The organism is Microcoleus sp. Pol12B4, assembly GCF_036701385.1.
Lineage (GTDB): Bacteria > Cyanobacteriota > Cyanobacteriia > Cyanobacteriales > Microcoleaceae > Microcoleus.
Map to the genome: position 1 here is coordinate 21,539 of NZ_JAUBQR010000040.1, position 13,628 is coordinate 35,166.

Below are 13,628 nucleotides of genomic sequence, written 5' to 3' on the forward strand. Positions count from 1 at the left end.
CCGGGCGATCGACCATATTTTTTAAGGAACTTTACAAAATTCAACAAAATGTAAACTATGATCGACCTCTCAGTCACAGGAAACCTGGGACTTGATGCCCCTTCCCCGAAAGTGAGCGGAATCTAAAACCTCAAATCTAAAATCTAACGCCCTTGAATGATATCCGCCTCCGGCGCGGGCAATTGATATACTTGAAGAGCTCCAGTCTTTTAAAGTTTGGCATTTTCCACATAATGCTCCCAATCTAAAATCTAAAATCTAAAATCTAAAATCTAAAATCAAACTATGGCTACTTGGCGTTGCGTAAAGCAGTGCGGTGCTTGTTGTTACCTCGACCCAACAGAGCGCCCTGACTTAGACGAGTATTTATCTGAAGACGAATTAGCGCTCTATTTGAGCTTAGTCGGAAATGACGGTTGGTGTATCAATTTTGACAAAGTGAGCCGAGAATGCGGAATTTATGCCGATCGACCGCGCTTTTGTCGGGTAGATTCAGAGGTGTTTGAGGAAATGTACGGCGTTGAGCCTGCCCAATTAAACGATTTCGCGATCGAGTGCTGCTTGGAACACATTGAAGATCTGTATGGCGATCGATCTTTGGAAATGATCCGCTTTAACTCTGAAGTCGGAATTCTCGCCTTACCTGACGGTGTTGCATAATTGCGGGATGATTTTGATTTTTTTGTGGGATGGGCCCATGAGCCCGAAGGCGTGTATTTTCACGGCAGGCGGGACACCCCACAAGCATCCTCCTTAAATTGGGCAACGCCTACCTGACAACTAACAATCTCCCGGTTTCTCACCGGGATAGTGTCAAAATAAACAAATCAAGGAAATATCGCGCAGTTGAGTTGAGCTATGAGTAATCGAGAGGGTTTTACAGGGGGATTTATTGCCGGAGCTGCAGTTGGCGGCTTGGTGGGTGCAGTTTTGGGCGCGGTGCTGTCCCGGCGCGCTGCTGAAGCTTTGCTGAGTGAACCTTCAGACGCAAAAACCAGAAAAATCCGTCATAGGAAAGCCAGCCAACTCGAAGCCGAAGGCATGGAAGTAGCAAGGCTGAGTTTAGAAGATAAAATTGCCCAGCTAAATCAGGCAATAGATGACGTGCGCCTGCAACTCGGCGACGTAAACGGTAACGCGCAGGCACACAACAGCGAGGGTTCGATCGCCCCAGACTCCTGAATCCATTTAAAATTTTAGATTAGTCTGGCAGCTCCATGGGGGCTACTAACATCTTGCGCCATTGTCAAGAACTCGCTTTTGCGCCTGTTCCACAAAGAGTGAATTTTATTGTGGGGTGGGTATCCTATCCTGCCCGCCGGTAAAAAGCCTGATACTCCCCCTCTCGCTCCTCTCCCTCCTCTCTCACTCCCCCAGCTATGCTAAACTCACAGTTAAAGTGTCTGTAAACTTTACTCAAACTACAAGCAAAATTTATGAGTTCTTCAATAGGCCTTTTGGCAACCACGCTAGCGACATTTCTGCAAATCTATCTAGTCCTGATGATTTTTCGGGTGCTGTTAAGCTGGTTCCCCAATATCAATTGGTACGATCCCCCGTTTTCGATTTTGAGTCAGTTAACAGACCCTTACCTGAATCTATTCCGATCGATTATCCCCCCCTTGGGAGGGATTGACTTTTCGCCACTGATTGCGTTTTTTGTACTTCAGTTCGGCTCGGAATTCTTGATCGGTCTTTTGACCAGCTTGCAAACATCCTTGTAGTTTGAAAAGCTTAAGTTTTTAAGCATCGATCGTAAATTGTTTGGCAAACCTAGCTGCCTGCAACTAAATGTTAGATTTGACATTTTTAGAGGAACTCCCCGGTTGAAAAGCTGGGGAGTTCATCGTACATTAGAAATGAGAAATTGCCACCCACTCAACAATCTAAAATCTAAAATCTAAAATCTAAAACTGCAGATCGGTTTCACGGGCAGCTAACCCAAAATCTCAAATCAGCAATCTAAAATCTCAAAGAGTTTCCTTAACGGCGAACCACGCCAGTAAAACCTGTAGCTTTAAATTGCTTGAGCTTCAAAGGTGTTCGTTGATTGGCGGCAACCGAAATTCTGAGCTGAAAATCGCTAACTCCGGGAGGAACTTCTTCTATAGAACCCAAGCGAGTGCGGTTTTGCATCACCGGATTGTCGTCGGCATCATAAATGCGGCCGAAAATATCGGCATTGACAACTGGTTTGCCGGTGCTATTTTCAGCTTTCCCAGTAATCAAAAAGCAGGTAGCTTCCATAGAACTGCCACTGGTGACTGTTCCTTCTCCCATTTCGGCAGGACATTCGCGATAAGAAAGGTCGGAAAGTTTAATCTGCGTCAGAGCCCAAGCAGGTGGAGTGAATACCAAACTAAAAATTCCGATTAGGCAAGTAGCAAAAAAAAGGCTGATAGCTCGAAATTTCATAAATGGCGGGGCAAGTATATTTTAATTCTCAGCTTAGCGCGAATTCAGCCTCAAATTCCTACTTATAGGAATTCTGAAAACTACAGCTACTTTTTAAAGAAATGGCATTAGTCTAAACCTAAATGCTGTCGCAAGGCTTGGCGCATCACATCAACTGGGACGGATTCTTTATCCAACCAAATTTTTAAGGCGGCTGCTCCTTGTTGAACTAGCATTTCGAGTCCGTCAATAGCTCGCGCTCCCCGAAGCTTCGCATCTTTGAGAAACTGGGTAGGATTAGGGGTGTAAATTAAATCATAGACGATGGCACCTGCTGAAATTCGATCGAGCGCACCAGCGGCAACCGGCGACTTTTCCCCCTGCGGATACATCCCCATAGGCGTCGTGTTCACCAGCAAATCTGCCTGCGAGATTAACATTGACAAATTCTTCCAAGTATGCACCTGCAAATTTTGCACGGGCATCGGAGAATTGACCCAACTCTGCTGAAATTCCGCTAAATTTTGTTCGTTGCGGCCGACAACGTGCATCTCTGCACATCCCAATTGAGCGCATCCAGCCACAACGGCTCTCGCCGCCCCGCCATTTCCCAAAATTACCGCTACTTTCTGACTCCAATCGGAACCCCCCCTACCCCCCCCTTGGTAAGGGGGGGGACAGGATTCAAGAGCCGTATTGCCCCTTTCTAGCGGAGAAATCGCGTCTTTAGCCCCCCCTTGGTAAGGGGGGTTTGGAGGGGTTTGCAGCGGCGCGAGAAAACCTTCAACGTCAGTATTTGTGCCGCACCAACCTTTGTCAGTTAGGTATACGGTATTTACTGCGCCGATCGAGCGCGCGATCGGGGAAACTTCCGACAACAGCGGTAAGATGGCTTGTTTGTGGGGAATCGTGATGCTAAATCCCCGAACGCCAATCGCCGTAAATCCTGCAAGAGCAACTTTTAAATCCCCTGGTTTTACCGGAAACGGCAGGTAAACAAAATCGACTCCCAAGTGGGAAATAGCAGCATTGTGCATCGCCGGCGACAGAGAATGTTCGACGGGATGACCAATTACTCCCAACAGTTTAGTAGTGCCTTTAATCATTTTTGTTAGTTGACAGTTGACTGTTAACGGTTGACTGTTGACTTTTGAGTTTTGTTAGTTTTCATACCAGATCCTGCTACAGTTGGACCCTTATTCTTTAGTCGGCTAGGAGTCAACTTCGTTGGTTCAGAAGCGATTTTCCTCGCCGAGTGACTGTAAACCGTCAACTGTCAACTGTCAACTGTCAACTGTTTCCCGAAACTCTTTGGCGTCAGCCAAAATCGGATTGACATCAAACCAATAATCTTCGCCGTAACGGTATTCAAACACCCAGAGACTACGCAGCAAGATTTGGTATTTAGTTTCCCCGTTCACAGTTTTGGTAGCGGATACTTGGCGCAGCAATTGCCACTCATCAGATTCGATCGCCAAAGTAAGCTGGTGGCGGCGCTGGATGATCACATTTTCCAAAGTTTCCCGCGACAGAGGAGGGTCTTGTTTCTGCAGACAGCTATAAAGCAGTTGCAGCAAATTGCGGACATGACCGCCGCTGACTCGACACAGGCGATCGAGAGTTTCGGCAGAGTCGAAAACTTTGCCTACCAAAGCATAGCGCTGCGAAGGGTGCACCGTCGGAAAAGCCCGCGCCAGAACCATCTGCCGCAGCAATTCCACACCCTCAGAACACTCAGAACCGTCGCTCAACTGCACCGGCACCATCGGCAAAACCTTCGGATCTACCCCAAATCGATTGGTCAACTGACCCAAATCGTTAGAGAAAATCAGCACCAAAGGAATTGTATACACGACGTGGCAATTTAGTCTTGCCAACTGTTCCCCGCGATCGACAAACAGGTATTCCGGCTGAAGCCGCCCCGTCGGTTTCGCGCACAGGTGTATGCGATCGAGATTGTCGATAATTACTACAAGTCCTTGTTTCCCTTGGCGTTTGAGTTCTTGATTAGCCGGCTCCAGCAACTCCTTATTAAGCGCATCTAAAATTACGTTAGTTCGCGGCTCCAAATATTGCCTCAACTCCGATCGCAGATTCGGAGCATCTTTCGCCTTAGCAGTAATTTTGCCAATTCCCAAAGCCAGAGAAAATTCTCCCTCCGTGCTGGCATTTATTTCCCCAACACCAGGGACATTAGCTTCAGCCCTCAAGTCGATTTGAGTTTGAAAAACATCCGCAACCCCTTTGAGCAAAGCTTTAAAACCCGTCGGTTGCAGCTTGATTTTCATTTTCTCAATGCTTTCGCTCACCTGACGAGCAACGCTCAACAAAATGTCAGTGATATCTACATCGGCCATGTCTAAGTCTTTACTCGACTCAAAGTAAACAACATGAAATCCTTGTTGCTGCAATTGAGCTTGCAGCCGCAGCAATTCTGTTGATTTACCAGAGCCGATGTGACCAGTGAATAATTGACAGGTAGGTGCATCGGGGGACAGACGGCTTATGGTGCGCTCCAATTGTTCTACGATTGTGCCGCCCCGCACTGAAGAAAAATCGATATAGTATTGTCGGTCTTCTTGATTTGCTACTGCCAGGGTGTAGCTGGGATTGCAGGCGCTATAAAATTTCTGTAAATTTAGTTCCATACCCTGTTCGCTCAAAACTACATTATGCCCTAATAGCTTATTCGTTTCGCTATGGTAATAATCAGCATAAATTATCAACTTATTTTGATGTTTTATGGGACGCTCAATATCTTGATGCGTCACTAAACCAGCACTCCGAAATTACACTTAATTTTTGCGTAATGGGAATCAATAGAACCAACTAATACTCATCACTAAGTAATTCATCTGCGTACAGCGAGCGCGACTTTTTTGACATCACAGACGAAAATTGGGCAGTAATGTTCTCGGCTCAAAGTGGCTATTCGAGTACGGTTAACCGAAACAACCAAAACAGATAGTAATTAGGTATCCAGAAACCAGGTTTTTTAAATAATACCTTCGCCATTTCTACAGGAGGTTGGGTTCTTGTGGAGCGAAAGCAACAACAGATTTTAGATTGGCAATTTGAGATTTTAAAGTGGAGCACAAACCTCAAATCTCAAATCTCAAATTGATGGCGTTGTGTACGAGTGCTTCAAACCAACCTACTTTCTTAGAGCATTCTGACTTAGGCACGAAGGTGTTGTTTAAGAAACCCGGTTTCTCTCTGTGATATTTTTTTGGGAGCTACTTATTTTTAATCGATTCTACCATTTTGCGACCGACACCTGCTACCGAAGCGGGGTTTTGGGCTGTAACGAGGCTCTTCCTGGCAACAGATGAAACTTGAAAACCTGGTTTCTTAGCAAACTCTCTCTTTCCTCACTCTGCGCCCTCTGCGTTTAAAAAAACTCCAAATTATACAAAAAAAGGGCTGGTAACTACACCAGCCCTTCAGCTAATTTTAGACGTTAAATTAGCTGTAATCTAACATCTAAAACCTCAAATCAATCTAGCTTCTGTCGATCGCAGCTACTGGCTCAAAACTCGGAACCACAACCTCAGCATTCTGCTTAGTCAACTGGTTGTACAGCCTTTCGGTATTCGGGAAATTCGCAGCCGGCAGAGTCGGGAAGCGACGGTAAGGAACAGTATCCTCGCCAAACGCCTCGGCATATTCAACGCTGTTCAACATAGCGTTGATAAAGCCCTTAATCCCTTTACTTGCCAAGATTTGGTTGTACGTCCGAATCTCCGCTTGATTGCGGGGAGCGCGGCCCAAGAAGTGCTTGGTTCCCAACTCAATCACCTTAGTATTGGGATAAGGTGCGTAGAACTGTTTGATGTACAGCGATGAGCAGCCCAAAGCCTCAATGAACTCCTTGAGATTGATTTCATTGTTGCCAAGTTTGCTTTCCAGCGCCGTGAATTCATTCTTCACAACATACGGGTTGATGTCGCGCTCAAAAATTTGACGGTAAGCAGCTTGAATTAAAGTTTTCAAAGCTACTTTGTCAGAAGTAGTCGTCAGCTTGAACATCTTAGTTTGTTCACGCCGTTTGCTGACACCTTGAGCAATCCGAGTTTGCAACTCGATATCGCCCCGATCGCCTGCTGCACCGAGTTCGATAAACCGAGGAGTTTCGGGCGTCTGAGCTTGGACATTTTGCTCAGCGACGGAACCCGATCGCATCGTCCGCATCGACAAACCACCGGGAGTTACATAGCGCTCGTAGGGCACTGTATCTTCCCCGAAAGCTTCGTTGTACTCCATGCTGTCCATGATGCTATCGACCAGCGCGTAGAAACCCTTCTTGGCGCAAATGTCAAAGTAAGCGTTCATTTCCTGGCGGCCGTAGGTAGGGCGTCCCAGGAGTCGGCGGTGAATGTACTCGATCGCCTTACAAACGTAGAGCTTGCTCCAGTACATATTGCGGAACACGTCCGACTTCGCCAACATCCGAATAAACTCGCGCATCGGAATCTCGCCGTTTTCCAGCTTAATTTCCGCCACCTTTTGGCGCTGGCCGTCGAACACATCGCGACCAAACACTTGCAGGTAAGCAGCCCGAATCACCGCTTGGGTTGAACTTTCGGTATATTTGACACTGGAAGCATTGCTGTAGCTGCTAGAGACACCGCGGGCAGTTTTCTTGGAAGCAACATAGCTGCTCGGTAACTGGTCTAATTTAAAGACCTTGGGGCCCAGAGAGCCAGGAGCAGCACCGCGAGCCGCCGGATTGCTCAACTGATTGTCAATCCCCGCACCTTGACGGATCAGGATACGGCGAGTGTCTTTGCCGAAGGGAGCCGGACGGCTCTTGGGGTTGCGAGTTTCTTTCGGGAAAATCGCGCCAAACTGAATTTCTAAGGGGTCATTGCCAACACCGTAAACGTGCTGGTCTGGCAGAGGCTGGTTGTAGCCAGCAAACAAGGTGATGAACTGAGGAACCTTGCGGAACGGAGCGCTGAAATTGAACAAATCAATTTGCGGGCCCCAGTTGCGACACTCCTGAGCTTCTTGGCCCAAACCGCGCAGGTAAGGCACTGTTTCTTCGCCGAAGTAATCGGAATACTCCTGGGAATAAACCATCGCGTCTACGAGGGCTGGCAGGCCGCCTTTGCTGACGATCGCAAAATACTTGCTAAATTCCTCCCGCGAGCTCAAACCGCGACCTAGGAAGTGACGAGCGGCAAGTTCTACAGCGCGGCTGTTGACAAACGGCTCGTAGAATTGCTGACGGTACAGAGGAGATTTGCCAAGGCGGCGAATAAACTCTTTCATCGAGATTTCGCCATTTTTGACCTTGGATTCCAAGTCAGAAATGCTTTGGCTGTAGGCGCGGGTAATATCGCGCTCGAATACTTGGCGGTAAGCTGCTTTGACTACTTCTATCTTTTCTGCCGAAGACAGACCGGTTTTCATGACGAATTTCGATCGGCGCTCGGCTGCGTTGAAGTAGATTTGAGGCAGTTGCAAGCCTTGCTGGTCGTTGCTTTCGCGCTGCCGCACCTTGTCTGAAGGTGTGGGAGCTTTGAATTCGGTAATTGCTACGTCGAAATACTGTCCGACGATCGCACTTGCCTCTGCATTGTTTCTGAAATATCCCAAAGATGCTGCCTTCATTTCCTGCATTGCCACAATTGTGGCCGCCGAAGAGCAAGCATTTTCGATGATTTCTCGCAATCCGCGCACGTTCACCGAAATAATATTCGGGTCGCCAGCGACAATTGCGTAGGTGATGTAGCGCAAAAACCAGCTCAAGTCGCGCAGAGATTTGGTCATGTTGCCCGGGCCGTAGCGCGAGACATTGATCGGCTGAAATCCTGCTGGGATTGGGCCGCTGTAGCCACCACCGTTGCCAGAAAATAGATTTCCTAGCCCCAAGAATCCGCCGCCGCCACCGCCGTTGCCGCCAGCGCGGCTTTCTACGTAGGTGACATTTCCCAGTTTCATGCCTTCAGAGACATTCGCCGAGCCGCCGCGAGCCGCCCCTGCTACAGCCATCGCAGGTTCTTGTGGTCTTTCCAAAAATGCCAGCGGGGAACCGCCGGTAAAAATCCGGTTGGCTGCGCGGGATACTATCAGTTCCGAGTTTTGGGTCAGCGTCGCAGAGATATCGATCCGAAGAGCCCCGGAACTGAAATAACTTGCCAGTTCGCTGAGTTCGCCCCGCTGTAGAAAGCGGTCTTGCTGTTCTGCTTGCGAAATAGTTGCGACCGGTACAGTTTGATATAGTTGCGGACGCGCAACCGAGCTTCCACCACTTGCCTTTACAGTCATTAGACTCCTTAGCTCCCTATCCAAATAGTTGCAGCATTTAACCAGACTAACCTTGCCTTCTGATGCAGGTCAAAGTAGGTATTTTTGCTTTGTTTACTTTTTGCCTTTACCTGTCACGAGGTTCGGGCGCGCTTACTTTCTTAGATTAAAATGTTTTGGTTTCATCTTTCTGCCTGCGGGGAAATGTCCGATCCGAAGGCAGGCACGGGGTACTCCCTCCGCTGCACTCCGCCGGCATACCCGTGGAAAAAAAGACTCGGCAGGAGAGTTGCCTTTGGGCGATTGCAGCCAGTGCCTTGAATTAAAGGAAAAGAAAATCAAAAATTTTCTTCTGCCTGTTTCGGGGCTTTTGACTTTCTGCGGAAAGACGCCTCCGCTTTACCCGACAGTTCAGCGGTGGGTTATTGACAGTCCTTATTTGTTAAAAAGCCTGTCGAGATTTATTGTATAGATTTAAGAGAGCTTATATGAGAAAAAATGATAAGTTTTATTACGCAGAAGCTGTCAGGGCTTGGCTACCAGGGGTTAGTCGATCGCCCGATCGCTCTCTCTTAGGCTTCCCAACTTGGCGAGACGCCACTTTGGTTGCCAGTAACGCAGCAATAGAAGTGCATCGCGTCGCGCTGTTCGTCCGTAGCTACTGACAACCAATCTCAAAACCCACGCACAATTACCTCACTTATGGATACTACGCCTGATATCAGTGCTGCCGTACGGCGGCTTTACGATACTTTCCCTTTCCCGCCCGATCCTTTGTCAGATGAACCGCCCCCTGGGTACAACTGGCGCTGGAGTTGGCCTGATGCTTACAATTTTTGCACCGGGCAAAAGCCGCCAAAACTGGATATTCGGATTTTAGATGCTGGCTGCGGCACTGGTTCGAGCACCGATTATCTGATTCACCTCAATCCTGAAGCTTCGGTAACGGCGATCGACCTGAGTGAAGGTGCTTTGAAAGTAGCACAAGAACGCTGTCGGCGATCCTCTTCGAGGGCTTCGCTAACGGGAGCGCGCGAAGCTGATTTTCGCCACCTCAGCCTGTACGATGCCGCCGAGTTAGAGGGCGAGTTTGATTTGATCAACTGCGTCGGCGTGCTGCACCACTTACCCGATCCGATTAGGGGCATTCAAGCGCTGGCGGCGAAGTTGGTCGAGGGTGGTTTGATGCACATTTTTGTGTATGCTGAGCTCGGACGCTGGGAAATTCAACTGATGCAAAGGGCGATCGCACTTCTTCAAGGCCCGCAAAAAGGTGACTATCCCGATGGTGTGAAAGTCGGTCGTCAAATCTTTGCTTCTTTACCAGAAAACAACCGTCTTGTCAAGTACGAAAAACAGCGTTGGGCAGGAGAAAATCAGCGGGACGAATGTTTTGCTGATATGTACGTTCACCCGCAGGAAATTGACTACAATATTGAGACTTTGTTCGAGTTAATTGACGCTTCGGGATTGGAATTTATTGGTTTCTCAAATCCGGGATATTGGCAGTTAGAAAGACTTTTGGGGAAAGCGCCGGAATTGATAGAAAGAGCTCAGGGTTTGACGGAACGGGAGCTTTATCGATTAATTGAATTGTTGGATACGGAAATCACTCATTACGAGTTTTTCTTGGGCAAAAAGCCTGTTAATAAAATTGATTGGTCGGACGATAAGGCACTTTTGGAGGCAATTCCAGAGTTGAGTAGTTGTATGCACGGTTGGCCGAGTCAACAAGTGTTTGATTGCAACTACCAATTGATCAATTTGTCAAGTGCGGAATTTGAGTTTCTGCAAGGTTGTGCACCCCCCCCAGCCCCCCCTTATCAAGGGGGGGAGAAAGAGGGAAGCCCGTCTGGGCAAGGTAAAGGTGGGAAGAGTGTTGGGGAGATTTTGGGGAATGTGGAGATTGGATTGGATGAAGTGCGATCGATCTTATCAAAACAGCTAATTTTGCTAACACCGAAATTATAGGGCTTTTTGATTATTTGAACGAACCGCGAAGACGCGAAGAGCGCGAAGCAAGAACTGCATCTCTTTCTTTCTCTTCCTTCGCGTCCTTCGTGCCTTCGCGGTTCATTTAATCTTACTCCTAAAATCCGAAATGGATTGACACAGGCCCCCGTCTGCGGCTACGCTTTGAAGTTAGAGGTTGCTTTGCTTGTAGAGGAAGTAGCCCGCGTCGCCCAAAAATCTAGTTGCACTGCCCAAAGCTGTTGGTAGCAGCAATGGACAGCTCACCGCCAAACTGGTATCAGCAGTCTGGAGGCTAACGGAGTATCTTAACATCCTCTGTAGCCGCCCTGCTATGTCTTGAAATGCGGGGCGGCTGGGTTTTTGGGTTTTTCTAGAAAACCCAAAACCAGGAGAACATAATTATGTCACAGGAATTCTTGCCTGACGACAACAAATTCGATCGGCCAAATGACGACTCAGCAGCAGAATCGGAACAGGATGTGGTTTGTGTAACGGTGACAGGTTCGCCCAAGGGTGTCAGGGAAACCATACTCACTTTGTACCGCCTGGGATTTGCCCAAGTTGGCGATTGGAGTCCCGTACAACGTGCAGCTAATCCGAAGCAAGTGATGAGTGTGCTGATTCGCCGTCGGAAGCGCAAAGGGTAGGCGTTTGCTCGTTCCCAGGCCTTAGCCTGGGAACACATTCCATGAGGCTCTGGCTCCTGTTTTTGTTTTTATCCGTTAGCGAGGCAGAGCCTCTGGAGCTCGGTTCCCAGGCCTTAGCCTGGGAACCAGTTAATAAGACCAACAAAAAAAGCTATAGGTTGCGATTAATTCTTTGAATCGGTCGGACGTAATTTGTATTAGCTCTAACCCAGCAGCGAAATCGACTGAATGAAGTACCAACCCATAGCCAAGGTTTTCCCCGTCGGTCAAGAGAAATTCCAACAGTATCAAATCTTTCTCCAGGTGGCATAACTCTATCAACGGGCAAATCAAGCTGATCCAATCGGTTACTTTGACCAGTCCTATCTTGACAACGAACATTCAAACCTTCTGGATCTACCGCTTCCCACACCCAAGGCATGACTCCACTATTTCCGTTGACAATGCGGTAGTCTCCATTTTTGTCAGCCTCTGGATATGTGTTGGGATTTTGAACTTGGATCAACGGAGTAGCAACGCTTTCACCAGAAAAAGAAGGTAATAAAACCCCGGCAGTGAAGATTAGACCTATCAAAAGATTTTTGAACATAATAACTATATACCTCACATGACCAAAAAACCCTATACACCTGAAGGTTTAACGTAAAAAAGCTAGACCCGCAACCGCTCCAACCTTACCAACACTCCCACCGCTCCGACCGTGCCAGCGAAACGATCGCCAAACTTGCCAACCCTGCCAGCCGTAGCAGTGTGACAGTCCGAACACATTCCATGACGCTCTGCCTCCTGTTTTTATTTTTATCCGTTAGCGAGGCAGAGCCTCTGGATCTCGGTTCCCAGGCTAAGGCCTAAGAGTATTTCCTGAGATAGAGCGTCAAACCCCTATAAAAAAGCTAGGCGGGGAAACACAAATTTCCCCGCCTAAGCCCTGTAACCTTTACAGTTACATAGTTCATCAGATATAAGGAATGGTAAGTAGGGAACTATTACGAACAGCATTTTTTCCCGCATAGTCGATCATCAAGCCAGAAATTACTTTATCGTCATTTCTCAAATCTCGCAATTGAATTTTACCAGATGCTAACTTATAAAAAATCGATTTATAGTACAAAAGCTCTTCGTGTAGTGACTTATCTACATCTAGACCTCGCCGCAACATCATCTCAACAATATCAGACCTTGAAAACTTTTCCGAAAACTCGACATTATCACTGAATAAAGAATTTGTTCTTACATCAGAAGCCGAGAGGTTAAGTAACTTGTCTTTAACTTTATCAAAATCACCGCCTAAGTCAAAATAAACAACAGGGTATAGAGTGTGAACGGACTGAGTTTTAAAATATTGAGTGACATACCAACCATCACTCTTCGTGCTTACCTTTAGTTGAATTCCAGCATTTTTTAGTTTTCCTGTAGTTATATTATTAGGAACCAATAATTCTTTTACTTTTGTCGCACTATCAATCCAGCATATATCCCTCTCACTCTGCCGAGAGTACCATCCTCTCCAATGTTGTGTGTTTTTTGTTGTTGCTAAACCTGTTCCTATCGCATTATAGTTATTTGGGTTTTGCAAAGTAGGATACCAAAAAATTTTTTTTACAAAGTTAGTAATAGGATTTTTGTCTTCTCTAAGAAGCCGTGCGATATCAGCCCATTTAGCATTTTTACTTACATCACTATTACATTCTCTTACGACCATTGCTTCTGCTGTATATCCCAACATATTACCTATCTTCAATTTTATGTCGGGATTATCTGATTCCATAAATGACATAAATTTGTAAATATTTGTTCTACAATCAAAACAAATAACCTCCGCATCTTCTAACAAATTTAAGAGATTTTTTGTGCGAGCATAGTACAGATTATTATCATTTAAGTGTTGCTGAATATCGGGCTGAATATAAACGTCAAAAAGACTCAACTGAACATATTTTTCAGTGATTTTTTTATTGTTTGAAGCAGCAATTTTATCTCTTATAGGTTTACCCTTATCGGCAACAGTTGATATTAAGTTATTTTCTGGAACAATTAAAAGAGAATTTAACATCATAGCTTATAGTATGTAAAGACACTGTGAAAAGTAAAGTGAGACAGCACTTAAAATCTATTGTAATTCTATATCTTGACGTAAACCCTTTAATCCTGTTAAACCCGCTACACCCTAAGCGTGGCGGGTTTTCTGTCGATTTTAGTTTTAAAAAAAGTATGCTGTTGTAACGTGCGAGTGTGACGCAAAAAAGCTAGACCGCCACCGCTCCGACACTGGCAACAGTCCGATCGCTCCGAGCGACCGCGCTAGACCCGCAACACTCCCACCGCTCCAACCGTGGTTAGGTGCAATTGTGCCAGCCGTGG

The 13,628-nt window shown here is 46.8% G+C and carries 13 protein-coding genes; 6 read left to right on the forward strand and 7 right to left on the reverse strand.

The window, feature by feature from the left end; translation table 11 throughout:
• Positions 1-285: 285 nt before the first annotated feature.
• From QUA38_RS08190 to QUA38_RS08200, 3 genes are all read left to right on the forward strand, one after another.
• Positions 286-660, forward strand: coding sequence for a YkgJ family cysteine cluster protein (locus QUA38_RS08190; protein WP_333160763.1), 375 nt, complete (start codon positions 286-288; stop codon positions 658-660).
• A 198-nt stretch (positions 661-858) separates the two neighbouring features.
• The gene (locus QUA38_RS08195; RefSeq protein WP_333160765.1) at positions 859-1,182 is read left to right on the forward strand and encodes a hypothetical protein; all 324 of its coding nucleotides are present in this window, start codon (positions 859-861) and stop codon (positions 1,180-1,182) included.
• 254 nt (positions 1,183-1,436) lie between these two features.
• The gene (locus tag QUA38_RS08200) at positions 1,437-1,724 is read left to right on the forward strand and encodes a YggT family protein (protein ID WP_006631083.1); all 288 of its coding nucleotides are present in this window, start codon (positions 1,437-1,439) and stop codon (positions 1,722-1,724) included.
• Between the two features lie 259 nt (positions 1,725-1,983).
• On the opposite strand, the gene QUA38_RS08205 is transcribed toward QUA38_RS08200, so the two are convergent.
• The 4 genes from QUA38_RS08205 to QUA38_RS08220 form a co-directional block, all read right to left on the reverse strand.
• Positions 1,984-2,415 (reverse strand): hypothetical protein, encoded by a 432-nt coding sequence (locus QUA38_RS08205; protein ID WP_190657424.1) that lies wholly within the window; start codon positions 2,413-2,415, stop codon positions 1,984-1,986.
• Between the two features lie 107 nt (positions 2,416-2,522).
• The gene (locus QUA38_RS08210; RefSeq protein WP_333160767.1) at positions 2,523-3,500 is read right to left on the reverse strand and encodes a shikimate dehydrogenase; all 978 of its coding nucleotides are present in this window, start codon (positions 3,498-3,500) and stop codon (positions 2,523-2,525) included.
• Positions 3,501-3,677: 177 nt separating this feature from the next.
• Positions 3,678-5,042: a P-loop NTPase fold protein gene (locus QUA38_RS08215; protein WP_333160777.1), complete on the reverse strand. Its 1,365-nt coding sequence runs from the start codon at positions 5,040-5,042 to the stop codon at positions 3,678-3,680.
• Positions 5,043-5,895: 853 nt separating this feature from the next.
• Positions 5,896-8,667, reverse strand: a complete 2,772-nt coding sequence (locus QUA38_RS08220) for a phycobilisome rod-core linker polypeptide (protein WP_333160769.1) — start codon at positions 8,665-8,667, stop codon at positions 5,896-5,898.
• Positions 8,668-9,134: 467 nt separating this feature from the next.
• On the opposite strand from QUA38_RS08220, the gene QUA38_RS08225 reads away from it, so the two are divergent.
• Together QUA38_RS08225 and QUA38_RS08230 are read left to right on the forward strand one after the other, a co-directional pair.
• Positions 9,135-9,311, forward strand: a complete 177-nt coding sequence (locus QUA38_RS08225; RefSeq protein WP_333048382.1) for a hypothetical protein — start codon at positions 9,135-9,137, stop codon at positions 9,309-9,311.
• Positions 9,312-9,348: 37 nt separating this feature from the next.
• Positions 9,349-10,617: a class I SAM-dependent methyltransferase gene (locus tag QUA38_RS08230; protein WP_333160771.1), complete on the forward strand. Its 1,269-nt coding sequence runs from the start codon at positions 9,349-9,351 to the stop codon at positions 10,615-10,617.
• Between the two features lie 171 nt (positions 10,618-10,788).
• Here the strand turns inward: QUA38_RS08230 and QUA38_RS08235 are convergent, their stop codons facing one another.
• Positions 10,789-10,932, reverse strand: coding sequence for a hypothetical protein (locus QUA38_RS08235; protein WP_333094347.1), 144 nt, complete (start codon positions 10,930-10,932; stop codon positions 10,789-10,791).
• 89 nt (positions 10,933-11,021) lie between these two features.
• On the opposite strand from QUA38_RS08235, the gene QUA38_RS08240 reads away from it, so the two are divergent.
• Positions 11,022-11,267 carry a hypothetical protein gene (locus tag QUA38_RS08240; RefSeq protein WP_333094349.1) on the forward strand — a complete coding sequence of 82 codons (246 nt, stop codon included), beginning with the start codon at positions 11,022-11,024 and terminating at the stop codon, positions 11,265-11,267.
• Between the two features lie 151 nt (positions 11,268-11,418).
• On the opposite strand, the gene QUA38_RS08245 is transcribed toward QUA38_RS08240, so the two are convergent.
• Complete coding sequence (locus QUA38_RS08245; protein ID WP_333160773.1) at positions 11,419-11,856, reverse strand: hypothetical protein; 438 nt, start codon at positions 11,854-11,856, stop codon at positions 11,419-11,421.
• 366 nt (positions 11,857-12,222) lie between these two features.
• Positions 12,223-13,323 (reverse strand): hypothetical protein, encoded by a 1,101-nt coding sequence (locus QUA38_RS08250; RefSeq protein ID WP_333094351.1) that lies wholly within the window; start codon positions 13,321-13,323, stop codon positions 12,223-12,225.
• Positions 13,324-13,628: the final 305 nt, after the last annotated feature.

Bases quoted from the DNA above. Each gene is read 5' to 3' on its own strand.
- QUA38_RS08190 (WP_333160763.1), top strand. From the start codon at position 286: ATGGCTACTTGGCGTTGCGTAAAGCAGTGCGGTGCTTGTTGTTACCTC.
- QUA38_RS08195 (WP_333160765.1), top strand. From the start codon at position 859: ATGAGTAATCGAGAGGGTTTTACAGGGGGATTTATTGCCGGAGCTGCA.
- QUA38_RS08200 (WP_006631083.1), top strand. From the start codon at position 1,437: ATGAGTTCTTCAATAGGCCTTTTGGCAACCACGCTAGCGACATTTCTG.
- QUA38_RS08205 (WP_190657424.1), bottom strand. From the start codon at position 2,415: ATGAAATTTCGAGCTATCAGCCTTTTTTTTGCTACTTGCCTAATCGGA.
- QUA38_RS08210 (WP_333160767.1), bottom strand. From the start codon at position 3,500: ATGATTAAAGGCACTACTAAACTGTTGGGAGTAATTGGTCATCCCGTC.
- QUA38_RS08215 (WP_333160777.1), bottom strand. From the start codon at position 5,042: ATGGAACTAAATTTACAGAAATTTTATAGCGCCTGCAATCCCAGCTAC.
- QUA38_RS08220 (WP_333160769.1), bottom strand. From the start codon at position 8,667: ATGACTGTAAAGGCAAGTGGTGGAAGCTCGGTTGCGCGTCCGCAACTA.
- QUA38_RS08225 (WP_333048382.1), top strand. From the start codon at position 9,135: ATGAGAAAAAATGATAAGTTTTATTACGCAGAAGCTGTCAGGGCTTGG.
- QUA38_RS08230 (WP_333160771.1), top strand. From the start codon at position 9,349: ATGGATACTACGCCTGATATCAGTGCTGCCGTACGGCGGCTTTACGAT.
- QUA38_RS08235 (WP_333094347.1), bottom strand. From the start codon at position 10,932: ATGTTAAGATACTCCGTTAGCCTCCAGACTGCTGATACCAGTTTGGCG.
- QUA38_RS08240 (WP_333094349.1), top strand. From the start codon at position 11,022: ATGTCACAGGAATTCTTGCCTGACGACAACAAATTCGATCGGCCAAAT.
- QUA38_RS08245 (WP_333160773.1), bottom strand. From the start codon at position 11,856: ATGTTCAAAAATCTTTTGATAGGTCTAATCTTCACTGCCGGGGTTTTA.
- QUA38_RS08250 (WP_333094351.1), bottom strand. From the start codon at position 13,323: ATGATGTTAAATTCTCTTTTAATTGTTCCAGAAAATAACTTAATATCA.